This is a genomic window from Chitinophaga sp. 22620 (assembly GCF_052044405.1).
Lineage (GTDB): Bacteria > Bacteroidota > Bacteroidia > Chitinophagales > Chitinophagaceae > Chitinophaga.
On sequence record NZ_JBQEMV010000004.1, the window covers coordinates 147,370 to 166,849 of the forward strand.

The following is a 19,480-nucleotide window of genomic DNA, read 5'->3' on the forward strand; positions in this document are numbered from 1 at the left end:
GTTTATCTTTTTCCGCCATGGCCGCGATTGTCGTCGTCATCGTCGTCGTGCCCGTGGCCTTTTTCCTTCACGAGTTTAAATACTTTGCCGGTATTGCCGGAAGGCCCGGCCATGCTGGAAACGGTCAGGTATACTTCCCCTTCCATATCCTGCCCGAAACCTTTGAGGTAATAGCCAAGATCGGAAGGTTTGTCTTTCAGCGTTACTTCGGTGTAAGACCATAACCCGTCCCCGCTGCGCGGGCTGGAAATAAACAGCTCGCCATTGGGAACATTGCCTGGCTGGGAAAAACTGCCGAACAGGTATTTGCCCCTGAATTCCGGGATCTTGTTGCCGCGGTAAACATTGCCGCCGATAACGGTGGTCATCCTGCCGCCCGCCGGGTTATTACTGTTGTTGATCTCTATCACCGGGTCGATGAGGTTTGCGCCGAACACGTCCACATTGGGACATCCGGGCAGCTCTACGCTGTTGTTGGCCGCGTTGAAGCAATGGGTGCCTTCTTTCACGTTCCATCCGTAATTTCCGCCTTTCGTTACCACATCAATTTCTTCATACAGCACCTGGCCCGCATCGCCGGCATACAGCCAGTGGTTGCCGCCCATATCGAACGAAAAACGGAAAGGGTTGCGGAAACCGTAAGCCCATATCTCATCTTTCCCGGCCTTGCCCACAAAGGGATTGCTGGCGGGAATGCTGTAGGGGCTGCCGCTGTTCACATCTATCCGGAGGATGTTGCCGAACAGGTTGGAATCGATGTCCTGCCCGTTGCCGCCTGCGTTGGGCAGGTACCAATCCATGACGTGCCCCGGCGCTACGTCGTTCGCGCCACCGCCGTCGCCAATAGCGATGTAGAGATAACCGTCCGGCCCGAAGGCAAGCGTGCCGCCGTTGTGGTTGCCCTGTGGATCATCCAGGTCCAGCAGTACTTTTTCTGAGGCCATGTCTGCCATGTTGGGATTTGCAGAAACCTTAAATTCCGCGATGCGGCTAAGGTTGTTGAAGCTGGTACCTTCGCGCCGAGGGCGGTTGTAGTAGATGTAAAATTTCCCGTTCTGCTTGTAATCCGGATGGAAAGCGAAGCCCAGCAGCCCGCGTTCGTCGTAGCCCGCGTTCAGCGGCACCATGATGCCGGTAACGTCGATGAAAGGAGCGGGCAGCTTATTGCCGTCCTTATCCACGATCCAGATCTTTCCAACCTGGTCGAGGATGAACAGCCGCCCGGTGTTGTCCGGCGATTCGGTGGCGCCGAGGGGAGAAACAAGATTGTCTGCGATGAGTTGAAGGGTTACTGCTTTGTTGGGTTTGTCGTCGAATTTTTTACAGCCATGCAGCAGCAGCGCGCCAAACAGCGCCGCTGCAAATGTGCCGGTGATGCGGAGCGTAAGACCGGCAGCCTGTGTGGAATTGATTTTCATAGCAATCACAATTTTAGATTGTTAATAATCATAAATGGATTAAAAAAATCATAATAGGCAGCAGGGAAGTTGCTGTGAATAACAGCTGTAGAGAATAATTTTTGGGATAATAAATATTACGGCAGCATATTAATAAAGGTTGCGTGGCGGCAAAAAAATAATATAGTACGTGCTAACATGAACAGCCGTAGATAATGTAACTTCATCATAAAACTAAACATGTCAAATGAAACCGGTAAACCGGAGTTCTGGGAATCAGCCTTCAACGAAAAACACGAGATGTGGGGCTTCGAGCCATCTAGATCAGCCGTATTGACGAAGGATCTTTTTGTCCGGGAATCCGTAAAAAACATTTTGGTTCCTGGTATTGGTTATGGGCGGAATGCGCAGATCTTCATAGACAACGGAATGGCTGTAACAGGCATTGAGATTTCAAAAACTGCGATTGAAATGGCGAGGAAACATTACGGCACAGCGATGGTCATACATCATGGATCCGTAACAGATATGCCTTTTGATAACAACAAATACGACGGTGTATTTTGTTATGCGCTGATACATCTGCTGGACGAAAGCGAAAGGGCGAAACTGATCCGCGACTGCTATGATCAGCTTGCTGAAAATGGCTACATGGTTTTTACGGTCATTTCGAAAGATGCGCATACTTACGGGCAGGGTGAATTGATCAGTAAAGACCGTTATGAAATGTTCGGCGGTGTTAGAATGTTTTTCTACGATAAAGAATCGATCCATGCTGAGTTCGGTAACGCAGGGTTATTTGAGATCACGGAAGTCACAGAGAATTATCCGTTCTACTTGATCAAATGCAAAAAAGGGCGGTAACTCCCGTCGCGTTATAATTTGATTTTTCAAAACTGTTGAATATATTTACATTGTAGGATAGAATAGTATAGCTATAAACAGCTGTTAACCAATTATTTGCAATGCAGGATATATACGAACAGATCAGGGAGCTGGAAAACATCCAGGGATTGTCCAAACACGAGCAGCTGGTACAGGGTATTATCAATGCCATCAACGATAAGCTGATCCAGCGCGGGGATATGCTCCCTTCGGTCAATAACCTGATCAAAGAGCTGGGCTTTGCGCGGGAAACCATTGCAAAGGGTTACAAAGAACTGGTCAGCCGCGGCATCGTGGAATCGAAGAACCGGATCGGTTTTTATGTATCGACGGAAAATACGGAGAACAACCTGCGGATCGCGCTGGTCATTTTTGCGTTCGACAGTTTCCAGGAGGTGTTCTTCAAAACCTTCCGCGACAGCCTTGGCACACCTGCCACGATCGATATCTATTTCCATCATAACAATATAGACGTACTGGAAAGCATCATTGCCAACGTCCGCGGCCGCTACGGCATGTACGTGGTGGCGCCCATCCCGCATAAGCGCACGGCCGGCATACTGGCTACGCTGCCCCTGAACAAATTCCTGATGATAGACCGCTACCAGGCGATGGAGGGCGATTTTTCCTATGTAGTGCAGGAGTTCGGGAAATCCTCTTACGCCGCTTTCTCACAGCTGGCGCCCGCGATACGTAAATTCCGCGGGATGATCCATTATCACCGGCCCGCTTCTGATACGCCGATCGAGATCATTGAGGCTTATAAAAAGTTCGTGAAAGATTTTAAGATCAAAAGCCTGATCCGCACCGAATATATTCCCGGCTCCATCGAAAAAGGATATGTTTATTTTACCATCAACAATGCGGAGCTTTGGCAGATGCTGAAAGACGCGAAGGCAAAGGGTTTCAGGCTGGGGAAGGATGTGGGCATCCTTTCGCATAACGACGAAGTGGTGAAAGAGATCATTTTTGACGGCATCACCACCTATTCCACGGATTTTTCAAAAATGGCCGAGAAGGCCGCTGAGTTTGTGCTGAAGCGTGAAAAAATACAGGAAGTAATACCGACCATTCTCCTGCGCAGGGGGTCATTATGATTGCTTTTTTATGAGTCCTACTATACTTCTGAGCTTCCTTTTCGTAACGGTGGCGGCTGCCGCTGTTTCGTTCTATGCCACGCGCAAAAAAACGCAGCAAACGCCCGTCAGCTTTTACCTGGGCAACCGCAGCCTGGGCTTCTGGATGATCGGCAGCTCCATGTTCCTGACGAACATGAGCGCCAACCAGTTCATCGGGGAGAACGAATTCGTATACACCACCAACATGTCGGTAATGGCATGGGGCATGAGCTCTGTGCTGGCCATGCTGGTAGTGGCGGAGTTCCTGATGCCGATGTACCTGCGCATAGGCGCGGTTACCACGCCGGACTTCCTGGCCAAGCGCTTCGACGCGCAAACGCAACGGATCGTTTCCATTGTTTTTCTCCTGGGTTATTTCGTCAATCTGATCCCGACTGTTTTATATGGCTGCGCGGTAGCGGTCAACGGCATCTTCCACATCGATCAATGGCTGGGCATCAGCTATTTTTCCGCCATCCGCATTATCGTGCTCGTGGTAGGCACGATAGGCCTGCTGTACAACGTGCTCGGCGGGCTTCGTGCCATAACGATCACGGACGTGGTGCAGGGCATTGGTATGCTGATAGGAGGGGCGATGATCGTGTATTACGGATTCCGTTACCTGGGCGGCGGCGACATCTGGCGCGGCGTTGAAACCCTTACCCTGTCTCACCGGGAGCACCTGGATGCGATCGGCGGGCCGGGCGATGTGCTGCCGTTCGGAACGATCTTTACCGGTATGCTGCTCATTAATATCTATTACTGGGGTATGGAGCAGTATATCGTGCAGGAAGCGCTGGCCTCCAAAAACCTGAAAGAAAGCCAAAAGGGCATTGCCCTTGCCTGCGTGGGAAAACTGTTCGCTCCGCTGTTGCTGAATGTGCCCGGGCTGATAGCCGTGCACCTGTATCCCAGCCTGGAAAACACGGCCACGGCTTTCCCGCGCCTGGTGAGCGACATCCTGCCGCCGGTGTTCATCGGCCTGGTGGCTGCGGTGGTTTTCGGCGGAGCGCTCAGCACATTCAATGCAGGGCTCAACAGCACCGGCACATTATTTATCATGAACCTGTACAAACCCTGGCTGGAGCGGAACGGCGAACCCGCCAGCGAACGCCGGCTGCTGCGCAGCGGGAAGGTCCTGCAAACGGGCGTTACCATCGCGGCGATCTTTTTTTCCCCGTACATCATGTATTTCGACGGCGGTTTTTACAATTACCTGCAAAAGGTGAGCAGCTTCTTCAGCGTACCTGTTTTCACGATCATGGTGGTGGGGCTGCTGACCAAAAAAGTGCCGCCCCTGGCCGCCAAGGCCGGGATCATATTTTTTGTGGCCGTGTATACCGCTACGCAATTCCTGTTCGATACCGGGCTGCATTACCTGCACGTACTGGCCATATTATTCGTGGTCGTTTCGGCCATGATGCTGCTGATCGGCCGGCTGAAGCCAATGGAAGAGGTATATACGCTTCCCCGCGAGGCCGCGGTGAATATTGTGCCCTGGAAGAGCCGCTACCTGTACTATGGATTACTGCTGATGATCATGGTAGGAATGTTCATTCTTTTTTCCCCGGCGGGGATCGCGGGGAAACAATAGACTATATTTGGATCATCTTTATAATACAACTGCTATGTGCTACAGGAACCTGACCGCCATGATATTTTCATTTTGTTTATTGTGCGCCGCACCTGCCATAGCGCAGCAGGCAGAACTGGTCATTCCCCTGGGGAATAAAAGCAGGATCGTGTATGACCTGGACAGGGGGCAGTACAATATTACCTGGAACGGGAAAATAATGATCAAAGAAGCCTATGCCGCTTACCAGGCGGCAAGGCCCGGCGACAGCCGGAAAGCGGGGAAGGCAGCTTATAAGGTGAGCGATGTGCATACCAGCCTCGGCAAGGCCAGGTTGTATACTATTTCTTTCGAAGGCGACACATCGTTGCAGCAGCTGTTCTATATTTTGCGCGGCAATAACAGTTTTATTACCCAATTGCGGTTACAACATACGGCTGCTGCTGCTTCCATGACGCCGCTGGCCACAGACAGCCTGTTGTGGAACAGGCCGGGCGACAACCGGGCGCTGTACGTGCCTTTCGACAACGACATGTGGGCGAGGTATAATGCCATGCCTTTTGCCGGGGCCACTTTTAAAGGAAGCGAGGTGGGCGCGGTGTATAATGTGAAAGATAATGCAGGCCTGGTAATGGGTTCGCTGGAGCAGGACAGCTGGAAAACGGGATTTTTGCTGAAAGGGAACGAAACCGGCAGAACGGCAGGCGTTGCGCTGCTGGCGGGTTTCACGGACAGTACCATCACGCATGATGTGGTAGCGCACGGCAAAGTGCTGCCCGTTGATGGCTGGATTTCTTCCCCGAAGATGATGATCGGTTTTTTTGCGGACTGGCGGGAAGGAATGGAAATATTTGCGAAAGAGAACAGGCAGCTGCATCCCCGGTCTATCGCCGACTGGAAAGGCTCCACGCCGATGGGCTGGAACAGCTGGGGCGTGCTGCGCGAAAAGATCCGGTTCGACCAGGCAATGAAAGTGGTGGACTTTTTCGCCGACAGCCTCAAAGGCTTCAGGACGGCGGACCATACGCTGTTCATAGACCTCGATGCATTCTGGGATAACATGACGCCCGGCGGCATAGACGGCGATGTGAGCAAGCTCAGCGAATTTGTGGCCCATTGCAAACAGAAAGGATTAAAGCCCGGTATATACTGGACGCCTTTTGCAGACTGGGGAAAATCCGACCGCAAGGTAGAAGGCGCTGCCGGTTACTCCTACAAAGAAACATGGACCACGCAAAACGGCCGCATGCTGGATATAGACGGCGGAAGGGCAATGGATCCCACCCACCCGGCCACACAGCAAAGGATCGTTCATACTATCAACCGCATGAGATCACTGGGTTTTGAAATGATCAAAATAGACTTCCTCGGCCATGGCGCGCAGGAATCAGACCGTTTCTCCGACCCCGCCGTTACCACCGGTATGCAGGCATTCAAAAAAGGTATGCATTTCCTGGACAGCGTGCTGGGCAACAAAATGCTGGTGTACGCGGCTATCTCCCCCAACCTGGCCACCGCCCGCTATGTGCATGTACGCCGCATTGCCTGCGATGCATTCAGCAGCCTGGATAATACCGAGTATACCATGAACAGCACCGGCTACGGATGGTGGCAGTCGTACCTGTACGATTATGTGGACGCCGACCATATCGTGTTTGCCAGCGAAAGCGACGGCGTGAACAGGGCCAGGCTGGCAGCCGCGGTGGTAACAGGTTCCATCATTACCGGCGACGATTTTTCCACCCCCGGCAAATGGACCTGGACCGCCAGGAAACTTTTGCAGAACCGCGATCTGTTGGCACTGGCCGCCAAAGGGAAAAGTTTTCGTCCCCTGCTGGCCAACACCGGCAACAGGGGAGTGGAGCAGCTTTACCGGCAGGACGGCGGCAGGCTTTACATCGCCTTATTCAATTATAGCACCACGGAACAATCCATGACCATCCCTGCTAAATTACTGGGCAACGGGAAGAATATCCGCTGGAAAATAAAAGAGCTCTTTTCCGGTGACACCCGTTTGCTGAACGGGCAAAAGCAGCTCTCCGTGCCGCCCGCGGACGCATGCATCTTCGAGATCTCACGCGAAAAATAACCGCCGCTTTATTCCACGGCAAAGCTTACTTGAAAACTTCTTTGTGTTTAACCACCAATTTTTTTGGAAGATCGGAATATTGTAATAACTTAGCGATATAGTATAGTATAGTACAGCACAATGCGCTACGTTACAGTACAATGCCTATGGCAATGAAAAATTGCTCTAATCACGTTATGCGTCAGCACGTTATGTTATACACGTTATGTATCAGCCAATAGATTCAACCACTATGTATTAGAGGCTTTAGCATAGTCAGGTGCCAATCAATTTACAATCGCCAGAATATGAACATCAGATCTTCTTGCTTCAGCAGCCGGGAGTGTTTGCGTTGCCGCATGCCGGCAGTGCTGCTCCTGCTTATTTCCCTGCTTATCTTTTCACCGGATTCTTCCGCGCAAAACGCCGGCTCCATCAGCGGCCATGTGGTAGACAGCCTGACGCGGCTCCCGATAGACCGTGCATCGGTGGTCATTAAAGGAACCAGGCAGGGAACCAGCACAGACCGGTCGGGCGGCTTTGCGCTGGATGTTTCCGGCAACCAGGCCGTTCTTGAATTTTCCTGTGTCGGTTACCAGTCCAGGGAACTGGTGGTGCAGAAAGGCCGGCCGGTAACGGTTTACCTGTCCATGGCGGTAGACACCGTGGGCGCAGTAGTGATCACCGCATTCGGCCGTCGTGAAAGGCGTGAAGCGGTGGTAGGCTCTGTTACTTCCATACAACCGGGGGAACTGAAGATACCCGCCAGCAACCTCACCAACGCACTGGCGGGAAGGGTCGCGGGCGTTATTTCATTTCAAAGGGGAGGGCAGCCGGGGCTGGACAATTCTTCTTTTTTTATCCGCGGCGTTACCACGCTCGGTTACAGCAACAGCCCGCTTATTCTGGTGGACAACATCGAGCTGACCGCCAGCGACCTGGCCAGGTTGCAGGTAGATGACATCGCGAGCTTCTCCATCCTGAAAGACGCCAGCGCCGCCGCGTTATACGGCGCCAGGGGCGCCAACGGCGTGATACTCGTTACCACCAAGGAAGGTAAAGCGGGCAAAGCCAAAGTGGAGCTGAGGGTTGAATCCGCCATCTCTTCCCCTACCAAAAGCATTAAGCTCGCAGACCCTATTACTTATATGCGCACATACAACGAAGCGCTGACCACCAGGGATCCGCTGGCCACGCCTTTCTACAGCCCGAACAAGATCATCGGCACACAAAAAACACTGAACGGGGAAGGCGGGCTTTATCCTTATATCTATCCCGCGACAGACTGGATAGACGAGATATTCAAGGAGCGCACCAGTACCTCCCGCGCGAATTTCAGCGTGAGCGGCGGCAACGATCTTGCAAAATATTATGTGGCGGGATCTTATTCGAGAGACAATGGCATCCTGCAGGTGAACCCCGTCAACAACTTCAACTCAGGCATGCGTTTTGAAAACTACCAGCTGAGGGCCAACACCAGCATTAAAGCCACTTCCACCACGGAAGTGGGTGTGCGCCTCTGGGGTAATTTCAATGAATATACCGGCCCCATCAGCAACCAGGGCGGCGGTTTTGCCACGGACCTCTATTCGCAGGCGCTGCATTCCAATCCGGTTGCCTTCCCGGCTTTTTTTGAACCGGACAGCGCCAACCGCAATACCCAGCACATCCTTTTTGGCAATGCGATCAACCAGACCGGCAATCTCCAGTCGAACCCCTATGCTTCGCTGATGTACGGGTATAAAAGTTTTTCCGAATCGCGGATGTCCGCACAGTTTGAGCTGAACCAGAACCTGAAGTTCATTACGCCTGGTTTAACGTTCTTCGGCCTGTTCAGCACCAACCGCTATTCGTATTTTGATGTAAGCCGCAACTACCTTCCTTTTTATTACGACGTACAGAGCTATGACGAGCAGAGCGGCGATTATAAGCTCCGCTGGCTCAACCCGCAGCCCGGCGCTGCAAGGGAATACCTCGGGTACAACGAAGGGCCCAAATACCTGAACACTTATTTGTACATGCTGGGAAGGATCGATTACAGCCGCGCGCTCGGCAGGCATACCATCGGCGCATCCCTTATCGGCACACGCCAGCAGACGCTGAACGGCAATGCGGGCAATCTCCAGGCGTCGCTGCCCAACCGAAACCTCGGCGTTTCAGGCAGGGCAAGCTATTCCTTTGCCAGCAGGTATTTCGCGGAATTCAATTTCGGCTACAACGGCTCGGAAAAATTTGCGCCGGCGCACCGTTTTGGTTTCTTTCCCACGATCGGCGCGGGCTGGGTGGTATCCAGCGAAGATTTCTGGAGCGGCTGGATAAAAAATGTGATCACGCGGCTCAAGCTGCGCGGCAGCATTGGCCTGGTGGGCAACGACGCCATCGGCGATCCCAGAACGCAGCGTTTCTTCTATTTGTCTAACGTAGCGCCCAATTCCGGCGGCAGCGCTTATTTCGGCACCAATAATTCGGTGACCATGAAAGGAACGGTGATCTACGCTTATCCCAATCCCGACGTAACCTGGGAAACTTCCCGCAAAACGAACCTGGCGGCGGAGATCACGTTCTTCGACAACCTGAATGTAACCGCGGAGGTGTACCGCGAGAACAGGTACAACATACTCATACAGCGTGGGTACATTCCTGTTACCGTTGGGATAGAAAATTCCGCCCTCGGAAATCTCCGCTCCAACCTGGGTAAAGCCCTTTCTGAAGGGATCGATCTGAACCTCAACTACCGGAAGGACTTCAATTCGGGCCTGTGGGCTTCGGCGCTGGGCAACCTTACCCTTACGCGCAACAAGGTGATCCATCTTGAAGAGCCTGAATATCCCAACCCATGGAGCTTCCGCACCGGCAGGATGATCAGCCAGCCCTTCGGGTATATCGCGGAAAGGCTTTTCGTGGACGATAAAGAAGCCCTCAATTCACCCCGACAGGTATTCGGCGATTACCTGCCCATGGGCGGCGATATTAAATACCGCGACGTGAACCAGGACGGCGTGATAGACCAGGACGACCAGGTGCCCATCGGCCTGCCTTCCACACCGCAGATCATTTATGGTTTCGGCTTCTCTGTCGGGTATAAGAATTTTGACCTCAGCGCATTCTTCCAGGGTTCGGCCAGGTCCTCGTTCTTTATCAATCCCACTGCCACTACAAACTTCGACGACGGCGTATTCGGCACGGCGCCATTCGCCAAGGACGCACAGATACTGGAAGCGTATGCGAACGACCATTGGTCTGAAGAAAATCAGAACCTGTATGCACTCTGGCCCAGGTTGTCCACATACGAAATTCCCAACAACCAGCAAACCAGCACCTGGTGGCTGCGCGACGGCAGCTTCCTGCGCCTCAAGTCCGTGGAAGGCGGTTACACGCTTCCCAAAAAATGGAGCAGGCCGATCCATATGAACAGCATGCGCATTTATTTCAGCGGGCTGAACCTGTTTACATTCAGCAAATTCAAACTCTGGGATCCGGAACTGGCCGGCAACGGCTTTGCATACCCGATACAGAAAGTATATAACCTCGGCTTAAAATTCGAATTCTAAAAAAGAGGATATGAAAATATTGATCAGAATATTCCTGGCTGTTTGTACCCTGGCGGCTTTGCCCGGATGCAAACAATACCTTGATGTGACGCCCGACAATGTGGCCACGCTGGCCAGCTCGTTCGGCAACGCCAACGAAGCGCAGGCTTACCTCTTCGGCTGTTATTCCAACCTGCAGAGCTTGTCGGACGTAAGAAGGAACGCAGGCTTTACCGCTTCCGGCGAAGTGCTGTTCCCTATCAACATGCAGGACCAGACCACGCTTGGCGGCCAGGGCGGCGACGGCGGCTTCAACCTCATGCGCGGGCTGCAGAACAGTCTTAATCCGCTGCATAATTACTGGGACGGGTATAACATGGGCCTCAAGCTCTGGGAATCCATCCGCATGTGTAATATTTTCCTGGACAACATCCACCTGCCGCTGGACGTGCAACCCTACGACAGGAGAAGATGGGCGGCTGAAGCAAAATTCCTGAAGGCTTATTACCATTACTGGCTGCTCAGGATGTACGGCCCTATTCCCATTGCGGATAAAGCCATTCCCATCAACGCCAGTTCGGAGGAAGTGCGGCAGAAACAGCAAACGCTGGACTCCTGCTTCAATTACGTGGTGAAAACGCTGGACGAGGCGATCGTTGACCTGCCGCCCGCTATCCAGAATGCGGCTGCTGAAGCGGGGCGCGTTACGGCCACGATTGCGCTCGCGGTAAAGGCCGAAGTGCTCGCCACGCAGGCCAGCCCGCTTTTTAACGGCAATCCCGATTATGCGTCGTTTAAAGGTAAGGAAGGACAAAGTTTATTTCCCGCAACGGCAAACCCTTCAAAATGGCAACGCGCGGCCGATGCCTGTAAAGCGGCCATCGATGCGGCTGTGGCGGCCGGCGCCAAGCCTTACGAGCTGAGGATACAGGGTAATATCGTGAGCATGTCCGATCAAACCCGGCAGCTGCTCACCTTGCAGGGCGCTTTCGTGGACGGCTGGAACCCTGAGCAGGTGTGGACGCTCAACCCGCACTACGGATGGCAGTATATGTCCATGCCAAGGGTTACCGCCGAGGCCGCTGCCAATGTGTTCGCCGTTTATTCGAATTTCTCTGTGCCTGTTTCACAATCTGAAATATTCTATTCAAAGAACGGCGTGCCGATCAATGAAGACAAAACCTGGGATTACGTGAACCGTTACCAGTTGCAGGCCGGGGATGAAGCGCACCGTTATTATATCAAACAGGATTATACGACCGTGAAGGGTAACTTCAACCGCGAGCCGCGTTATTATTCCAGCGTATCCTTCGACGGCGCCACCTGGTTCGGCTCAGGCAATACGAACGACAACAATCCCAATTTCGTGAATGCCGTGAACGGCTACGCTTCCCCGCCGGACCGTACGCGGTACAACGCTACCGGCTATTGGCCTAAGAAACTGGTGCATTACCAGTCTGTGCCCGGCCAGAACACCGTATGGCAGACCTATCCCTGGACCTTCATCCGGCTTTCGGGCCTGTGGCTGCTGTACGCGGAATGCCTCAATGAAGTGAATGGCCCGGGTGCGGAAGTGTATTCCTGGATCGATAAGGTAAGGCAAAGAGCAGGCCTGCCGGGTGTACTGGCTTCCTGGTCGCAATACTCCCGCAATCCCTCCAAACCCTCCACCAAAGAAGGCTTGCGGCAGATCATCCACCAGGAAAGAAGGATCGAGCTGGCATTCGAAGGCCAGGCCGGCTGGGACCTCCGCCGCTGGAAAGAGCTGCAATTCGTACTGTCTACCCCCTTCCAGGGATGGAGCGTGTTCAACAGGACGGTTGCCGGTTATTACCAGCTGAGCACCGTATACCAGCCCGCGTTCGGGTTGAAGGATTATTTATTCCCGATCCAGGAATACGACCTGATCACCAATCCCAACCTGGTTCAAACTCCATACTGGTAAACCTCTTCGCGAATCGTTCAAAATATGATTATGACAAACCGAAATAAAAGAATGTTGTGGCGCCTGCTGCCGGTACTGATAGCGGCGGCGATATTTTCCTGCAGCAAGGTGGCCGATTACAAAGACGTCGTGTCTGCCGATAAAACGAAGCCGGGGTCTGTCACCAATGTGCAGGTGAAGAACGAAGCCGGTTCCGCCATCATTACCTACGATTTGCCGGCTTCCGAAAACGTGCTGTATGTGCAGGCCAGCTATATGATCAATGGCAGCGCGAGCCGGCAGACCAAGTCGTCGTTTTATTCCGATACGATCCATGTGGGCGGTTTTGAAAAGAGCCAGGATTATAAAGTGACGCTGCATACAGTAAGCCGCGCCAACGTAATGTCCGACCCGGTGGAAGTGACCGTGCATCCCGGCACCCCGGCCTACCTGGAAGCTTTTCCCACCATCGGAACGAAAGCGGATTTCGGCGGGATCAACATCAACGTGCTGAACCGTTCAAAGGCCAACCTGGGCATCATCACGATCAGCCGCGACCCGCGCACCAACCAGCTGGAGATCATCAACCAGAACTATACCAACCGCGATACGATTTCGTATAGCCTGCGAGGTTACGACACCATTCCCAAACAGTTCGGCATATATATTACGGACCAGTGGGGAAATATATCAGACACGCTCTTCACGACGGTGAAACCGATCTATGAAGTGCAGATGGATAAATCAAAATTCAACGGCTATGTGCTGCCATCCGACGTCCGTACGGGTTTTGGCTGGGAGATACAAAACCTGTGGAACGGCAATACCGGCTCGCCGGGTTATCATACCGAGCAGCCTATCCAGCCGCTGGTATGGCCGGCCGTGATCACGTTCGACATGGGGCAGGCGGCTAAGCTAAGCCGGTATACGATCTGGAACCGCGGAATAGACGGAAGCGGCAACTGGCTCTGGCAGGCCGGCGCGCCGCTCACCTGGACGCTGTGGGGCCGCGCATCGGATCCGGTGGATGAAACATTGCCCAGTGGCCCCGGCGCGCCTGGTGTGGGAGAAATATCGGCCAACGGGTGGATCAACCTCGGTACTTTCCGCCTTCCGGCAAAACCATCTGGCCTGCCTAACCCGCAATACACCAATGCAGACCTCGATACCTGGAACGCCGGCTTCAGCTTCGGCTTTTCGCTTGAGCTGCCGAAAGTGAGATACATCCGCTTCCAGTGCCTGGAAAATGCATCGCTGACCAATAACTTTTTTAACGTAGCTGAACTGACATTCTGGGGCGACCCCAGGTAATCCATAAAAGAGCGTATATGTGTATAAAAAATTCATCCCTTCTTTGGATCACTGGCCTGGTTTGCCTGCTGGCATCCTGCACGCAGAAGCCGGATGATTTCAAAGACTTCCTCAACGGACAGGAGCTCAAATACCCGGGCGCCATCACGCAAACCTTCACCAGGGCCGGCAATCTCCGCCTCGGCATCGGCTGGAAGCCCAGCCCCGATCCTTCCGTTACGAAGTACCGGATATACTGGAACAATTATGCGGATTCCACGGAAGTGGCTGCTTCAACGCATAACCCTTCCGATACGGTCTTTACGGTCATCAACGGCCTGCAGGAATACACCTATTCATTTTTCGTCCATTCATTCGACAAGAACGGCAACCGCTCCATCCCCATAGAGATACAAAATGCAAGGGTGTATGGCGGTACATACAGGAACAGCCTGATGAACCGGCCGGTCAATCTCACGGATCCCTACAAGCTGCTGAACGATAACGGCAACGAGATCACGCTCAATTTCCTGGCGCCGGATTCAACGAACACAATTACGTATATTCGTTACGTTAATACAGCTGGTGAACAAAAACAAGTGCCGCTGCCTCCTGACCAGAATTCCATTACGCTGAACGATTTCAAATACGGCACCAAAGTGGCTTACCAGTCGTACTACACACCGGACCGCATGGCGCTGGACACGTTTTCAGCAAGCCTCGTTGATACTTTCCCGGTGATAGAATTTGGGATCGTGAAGTGCGATAAGTCTCTCTTCCGGGAAGTGAGCCTGCCGTATGACGTGCAGCCGTATGAAGGGCAGACAAGCGTTTCAAAACTCTGGGACGGTTCGGTGGGGCCGCAGGGCTACCCGAATATTTTCCATTCGGACGGCAGCAGTCCCTTGCCCCATCATTTTACTTTCGATATGGGAAAAGCGTACGACAGCCTGAGAACGATGGAAGTGACCGGCCGCGATTGCTGCCATAACCCGGTAGAATACGAAATATGGGGGATTGCCGATATTACCAATGCAGCCACTTCCGTGCCGGGCAACGATGCAGGCTGGAAAGATGATGCGCTGGCCAAAGGCTGGATCCTCCTGAAAGAAGTGAGCCGGTCTGATGACGGGAAAGGCCCGTACACAGTGAATTTCTCTGCCGAAACACCCCGCATCCGCTACATCCGGGTAAGGGTGAAAAGAGTGGCCAGCGGCGAAAGCGCTTCCAGCAACCTGAGCGAGCTGACGCCGGGATATAAAAAATAAACAGAACTGAATAAACAAAGGATATACAAATGAAAGTAACGATCGGCATTTGCCTGCTTTTATGCTCCTTCACACTGTCCGCACAGCAGCGCCCCCTGCAGCTCTGGTTCGACCAGCCCGCCATGCAGTGGGAAGCAACGCTGCCGCTGGGGAACGGCCGCCTGGGTATGACGCCCGATGGAGGCGTGGAGAAGGAAAAAGTGGTGTTGAACGATATCACGCTCTGGTCCGGCAGCCCGCAGGATGCCAATAACTACGAGGCGTACCGGCAGCTCCCGGAAATAAGGAGACTACTGTCCGAAGGAAAGAACGATGAAGCGCAAAAGCTGATCGATAAAAACTTTGTGTGCCTGGGCCCGGGCTCCGGAGGCCCGCAATGGGGATGTTTCCAGATGCTCGCGGACCTGTCGCTGACTTACCGTTACGATGGCGCTGCCGCTCTTTACGAAAATTACCGCCGCTGGCTTTCGCTGGACAGCGCCATTGCCCATACCGCCTTCAGCATCAACGGTGTGCAATACCGCCGCGAATATTTCACCAGCTTCGGCGACGATGTGGACGTGATAAGGCTTAGCGCCAGCGCAAAAGGGAAGATCAGTTTTTCCGCCGGTATCAGCCGCCCGGAAAAAGGAACCGCTTCCATCGACGGGCAGGTATTGGCGCTGGCCGGCCAGCTCGATAACGGCACAGACGGCAAAGGCATGCAATACCTCACCCGCGTGAGGATCGTGAATACTGGCGGGAAACAGCTCGTAAAAGGAAATGAGCTGGTGGTGGAAGGCGCGGATGAAGCGCTGATCTTTATTTCCACGGCTACGGATTTCCGCCGCCCGGATTACAAGGAGCTTGTAGAAAAAAATATGAATGCCGCCCTGCAAAAAAAATATGCCGTGCAGCAGCAGCTGCACCTCCGCAATTTCAGCCGGCTATTCGGCCGCGTTGCCGTAGACATCGGGAGCGGCCCGGCGGAAAGTCTGACCACTGATAAAAGGCTGGCGGCCTATTATAAACACCCGGAAGAAGACAGGTCCCTGCCCGTGCTCTTCCTGCAATTTGGCAGGTACCTGAGCATCAGCAGCACCAGGGTGGGGCTTCTGCCGCCGAACCTGCAGGGCCTTTGGGCCAACCAGGTGCGCACGCCCTGGAATGGCGACTACCACCTGGATGTGAACGTTCAGATGAACCACTGGCCCGTGGAAATGGCCAATCTTTCCGAACTGAACCTCCCGCTCACCGAACTGGTACGCGGGCTGGTGAAGCCCGGCGAAAGAACCGCCAAAGCCTACTACAATGCCGAAGGATGGGTGGCGCATGTGATCACCAACGTATGGGGTTTCACAGAGCCCGGCGAAAGCGCATCCTGGGGCGTTACCAAATCCGGCTCGGGCTGGCTGTGCAACAATTTATGGGAACATTATGTGTATACAGACGATGTTGCTTACCTGGAAAGCATCTACCCGATCCTGAAAGGTTCTGCGTTATTTTATAAAAGCATCCTGGTGAAAGATGAAAAAACAGGATGGCTCGTTACCTCGCCTTCGTCTTCCCCTGAAAACTCTTTCCTGCTGCCGAACGGCAACCATGCCAGCATCTGCGTGGGCGCAACGATAGACAACCAGATCATCCGTGAACTGTACACCAACGTGATCGAAGCCGCGGAGAAACTGAAGCGGGATAAAACCTTTGCGGACGATCTGCGCGCGCAGCTGCGGCAGCTTCCTCCCGCGGGTATCATCTCTGCCAGCGGGCGTATCCAGGAATGGCTGGAAGATTACAAAGAAACCGATCCGCAGCACCGGCATATTTCCCATTTGTACGGGCTGTATCCTGCAAACCTGATCACGGCCAACGGCACGCCTGAACTGGCGGCCGCTGCAAAAAAATCTTTGGAAATAAGAGGCGACGATGGTCCCAGCTGGGCCATTGCCTATAAACAACTCTTCTGGGCCAGGCTGCTCGATGGCAACCGCGCCTTCAAGCTCCTGCGCGAACTGCTGAAACCCACGCTCCGTACGGACATCAACTATGGCGCGGGTGGCGGCGTGTATCCCAACCTGTTCTCTGCAGGCCCGCCTTTCCAGATAGACGGCAACTTCGGCGCCGCCGCGGCGATCATGGAAATGTTCCTGCAAAGCCATGCCGGTTATATAGAGCTCCTGCCTGCTATTCCCGATCTGTGGAAACCCGCGGGCAAAGTGAAAGGGCTGAAGGCAAGAGGCAACTGCACCGTTGATTTTGAATGGAAAGACGGTGTGGTGACCCGTTACAACATTTCATCGCCCACGCGGAAACAGGTGAAGCTGAAAGTGAACGGGGAATTAAAAACGGTGAATACCGGGAGGTAACAGTAACTCAGCAGAAGGTCGTTCAAAATAAAGCTATGTATTTAACAGTAGTACCAGCGATGAAACCCGTTCAGCAGATAATATTTGTTTGGCTGTGTTGCATGCTTTCTGTGGCAAATGCAAAAGCGCAACCCAGGCTGCCGGAGATATTCGGAGACAGTATGGTGCTGCAGCGCAACGTTCCGCTTAGGATCTGGGGCACGGCAAGCCCCGGGGAGCAGGTCACAGTGAGGCTGCATCACCAGAAAAAAACAACCCGCGCCGGCGGAACCGGGAACTGGCAGGTGACATTGGCCCCGGAGAAAGCCGGCGGGCCGTATGACCTCGCGGTGGCGGGCAGAGAAACGATCGTTTTACGCGGTGTGCTGACGGGCGATATCTGGTTCTGCTCCGGCCAGTCGAACATGGAGTTTCCCGTGAAAGGCTGGAGCGGTGTGCCGGGTGCTGATGAAGTGGTCAGTAAAGCTTTGCACCCGCAGATAAGGCTTTATACCGTTCCCCGGAATGTAGCTGCATTGCCTTCCCCGCAATCGGATGAAGCAAGCTGGAAAAGCTGCTCACCCGCGAGTATACCATCTTTTTCCGCCGTTGCCTATTTCTTCGGCCGCCGCCTTCAGCAGGAACTGAATGTGCCCATCGGCCTGATCCATTCCTCCTGGGGCGGTACGCAGATAGAATCATGGATCAGTCATGCCGCGCTGGCGCAGGATGATCATTATAAAACATTGATGCAGGCAATACCCGAACGGAGCATGGAGCAGCTGGCCGCGGCAAGGAAACAGAAAGAAGATGAATACCTCCGCCAGCTGCAACAATACATGCCGGATGTTGCGGACAGCGCCGCATGGAAATCGGCGGACTATGATCACGGCAAATGGCCGGAGATGCGCCTGCCCGGCTTATGGGAAACACAGCCACCCTTATCGCGGCTGGACGGTGTGGTATGGTTCAGGAAAACAGTTTTCATCCGCGATGAAGACGCCGGTTTGCCCGCTGCGATGCAGCTGGGAAAGATAGACGACAGCGACCAGACTTTCCTGAACGGCTTGCCGCTGGGAACGGGCAGGGGATGGAATGTGGACCGTCATTATACCATCGGCGCAGGCCAGCTGAAAGCAGGAAAAAACGTGATCGCCGTAAAGGTAGAGGATACCGGCGGGGGCGGCGGCATATGGGGCGACAGCAGTGAATTGTCCATGACAGTGAACGGTCATCATTATTCGCTGGCGGGCAACTGGGCATATGGCATACAGGAAGTATTGCAGATCAGGACGGGGATAGGACCCAACGACTATCCTTCCGTGCTGTACAACGGCATGGTGCATCCCTTCGGCGGACTGAACATAAAAGGCGTGATATGGTACCAGGGAGAAGCCAATGCATCTACCGCGTATGAATACAGGTACGCCCTGCCATTGCTTATCAACGACTGGCGAAATCTTTTCAGGAACCGGGAAATGCCCTTCTATTTCGTACAGCTCACCAGCTTCAACGCGAATAACGGCAACAGCAACAATGGCAGCGCCTGGGCCGAGATACGCGAATCGCAGGCCGCTGCCTTGAGCCTGCCTCGTACAGGCATGGCCGTTACCATCGATGTGGGCGAGGCAAAAGATATTCATCCCCGCAATAAAAAAGACGTGGGTGAGCGGCTGGCAGCGCTGGCGTTACGCGATACTTACGGCAAAGCGGTGACCGCTTCAGGGCCGGTGTACCAGTCATCCGCAACCGAAGGCGGCCGCATCCGCATCCGTTTTTCTTCAACGGGCACGGGCCTGGCTATACGCCCGGGATCGGCTGTGCTGAGCGGTTTTGAAGTAGCAGGGGAGGACAGGAAATTTTATCCCGCAGAAGCAACCATCGCCGGCAACGGGGTGACGGTGCAGAGCAGCCAGGTGGCAAAGCCTGTGGCGGTGAGGTATGCCTGGGCGGACGATGCAGGAAACGCCAATCTCTGCAATAAAGAAGGTTTGCCCGCAGGGCCTTTCAGAACGGATAACTGGCCGGGTATCACCGTCAACAACCGGTATAAGGGCCCGCAGCAATGATGGGAAGGAATTTGAATACACTCAATATTTTACA

General features: G+C 53.6%; 11 protein-coding genes. 10 read left to right on the forward strand and 1 reads right to left on the reverse strand.

Annotation, left to right across the window (positions count from 1 at the left end):
* Positions 1 to 2 precede the first annotated feature (2 nt).
* Positions 3 to 1,418 (reverse strand): PQQ-dependent sugar dehydrogenase, encoded by a 1,416-nt coding sequence (locus ACTJIK_RS20055; RefSeq protein WP_440649317.1) that lies wholly within the window; start codon positions 1,416 to 1,418, stop codon positions 3 to 5.
* A gap of 219 nt (positions 1,419 to 1,637) precedes the next feature.
* Here ACTJIK_RS20055 and ACTJIK_RS20060 point away from each other — a divergent pair, with 219 nt between their 5' ends.
* The 10 genes from ACTJIK_RS20060 to ACTJIK_RS20105 all read left to right on the forward strand — a co-directional run bounded on the left by ACTJIK_RS20060 (position 1,638) and on the right by ACTJIK_RS20105 (position 19,446).
* A complete protein-coding gene (locus tag ACTJIK_RS20060) occupies positions 1,638 to 2,261 on the forward strand; it encodes a class I SAM-dependent methyltransferase (protein WP_440649318.1) in 624 nt (207 codons plus the stop codon).
* Positions 2,262 to 2,362: 101 nt separating this feature from the next.
* Entirely contained in the window at positions 2,363 to 3,379 is a 1,017-nt protein-coding gene (locus ACTJIK_RS20065; protein WP_440649319.1) for a GntR family transcriptional regulator, read from the forward strand.
* A 10-nt stretch (positions 3,380 to 3,389) separates the two neighbouring features.
* Positions 3,390 to 4,994 carry a solute:sodium symporter family transporter gene (locus ACTJIK_RS20070; protein ID WP_440649320.1) on the forward strand — a complete coding sequence of 535 codons (1,605 nt, stop codon included), beginning with the start codon at positions 3,390 to 3,392 and terminating at the stop codon, positions 4,992 to 4,994.
* A gap of 34 nt (positions 4,995 to 5,028) precedes the next feature.
* Positions 5,029 to 7,062, forward strand: a complete 2,034-nt coding sequence (locus ACTJIK_RS20075; protein WP_440649321.1) for an alpha-galactosidase — start codon at positions 5,029 to 5,031, stop codon at positions 7,060 to 7,062.
* A gap of 287 nt (positions 7,063 to 7,349) precedes the next feature.
* The gene (locus tag ACTJIK_RS20080) at positions 7,350 to 10,592 is read left to right on the forward strand and encodes a SusC/RagA family TonB-linked outer membrane protein (RefSeq protein WP_440649322.1); all 3,243 of its coding nucleotides are present in this window, start codon (positions 7,350 to 7,352) and stop codon (positions 10,590 to 10,592) included.
* A gap of 10 nt (positions 10,593 to 10,602) precedes the next feature.
* A complete protein-coding gene (locus ACTJIK_RS20085; RefSeq protein WP_440649323.1) occupies positions 10,603 to 12,516 on the forward strand; it encodes a RagB/SusD family nutrient uptake outer membrane protein in 1,914 nt (637 codons plus the stop codon).
* A gap of 30 nt (positions 12,517 to 12,546) precedes the next feature.
* Positions 12,547 to 13,806, forward strand: a complete 1,260-nt coding sequence (locus ACTJIK_RS20090; RefSeq protein ID WP_440649324.1) for a DUF4959 domain-containing protein — start codon at positions 12,547 to 12,549, stop codon at positions 13,804 to 13,806.
* 17 nt (positions 13,807 to 13,823) lie between these two features.
* Entirely contained in the window at positions 13,824 to 15,053 is a 1,230-nt protein-coding gene (locus ACTJIK_RS20095; protein WP_440649325.1) for a DUF4998 domain-containing protein, read from the forward strand.
* Between the two features lie 29 nt (positions 15,054 to 15,082).
* Entirely contained in the window at positions 15,083 to 17,398 is a 2,316-nt protein-coding gene (locus tag ACTJIK_RS20100; RefSeq protein WP_440649326.1) for a glycoside hydrolase family 95 protein, read from the forward strand.
* Positions 17,399 to 17,433: 35 nt separating this feature from the next.
* Positions 17,434 to 19,446 carry a sialate O-acetylesterase gene (locus ACTJIK_RS20105; protein WP_440649327.1) on the forward strand — a complete coding sequence of 671 codons (2,013 nt, stop codon included), beginning with the start codon at positions 17,434 to 17,436 and terminating at the stop codon, positions 19,444 to 19,446.
* Positions 19,447 to 19,480 lie beyond the last annotated feature (34 nt).

Excerpts from the sequence above, each read along its gene's own strand:
- ACTJIK_RS20055 (WP_440649317.1), bottom strand. The coding sequence starts at position 1,418 with ATGAAAATCAATTCCACACAGGCTGCCGGTCTTACGCTCCGCATCACC.
- ACTJIK_RS20060 (WP_440649318.1), top strand. The coding sequence starts at position 1,638 with ATGTCAAATGAAACCGGTAAACCGGAGTTCTGGGAATCAGCCTTCAAC.
- ACTJIK_RS20065 (WP_440649319.1), top strand. The coding sequence starts at position 2,363 with ATGCAGGATATATACGAACAGATCAGGGAGCTGGAAAACATCCAGGGA.
- ACTJIK_RS20070 (WP_440649320.1), top strand. The coding sequence starts at position 3,390 with ATGAGTCCTACTATACTTCTGAGCTTCCTTTTCGTAACGGTGGCGGCT.
- ACTJIK_RS20075 (WP_440649321.1), top strand. The coding sequence starts at position 5,029 with ATGTGCTACAGGAACCTGACCGCCATGATATTTTCATTTTGTTTATTG.
- ACTJIK_RS20080 (WP_440649322.1), top strand. The coding sequence starts at position 7,350 with ATGAACATCAGATCTTCTTGCTTCAGCAGCCGGGAGTGTTTGCGTTGC.
- ACTJIK_RS20085 (WP_440649323.1), top strand. The coding sequence starts at position 10,603 with ATGAAAATATTGATCAGAATATTCCTGGCTGTTTGTACCCTGGCGGCT.
- ACTJIK_RS20090 (WP_440649324.1), top strand. The coding sequence starts at position 12,547 with ATGACAAACCGAAATAAAAGAATGTTGTGGCGCCTGCTGCCGGTACTG.
- ACTJIK_RS20095 (WP_440649325.1), top strand. The coding sequence starts at position 13,824 with ATGTGTATAAAAAATTCATCCCTTCTTTGGATCACTGGCCTGGTTTGC.
- ACTJIK_RS20100 (WP_440649326.1), top strand. The coding sequence starts at position 15,083 with ATGAAAGTAACGATCGGCATTTGCCTGCTTTTATGCTCCTTCACACTG.
- ACTJIK_RS20105 (WP_440649327.1), top strand. The coding sequence starts at position 17,434 with ATGTATTTAACAGTAGTACCAGCGATGAAACCCGTTCAGCAGATAATA.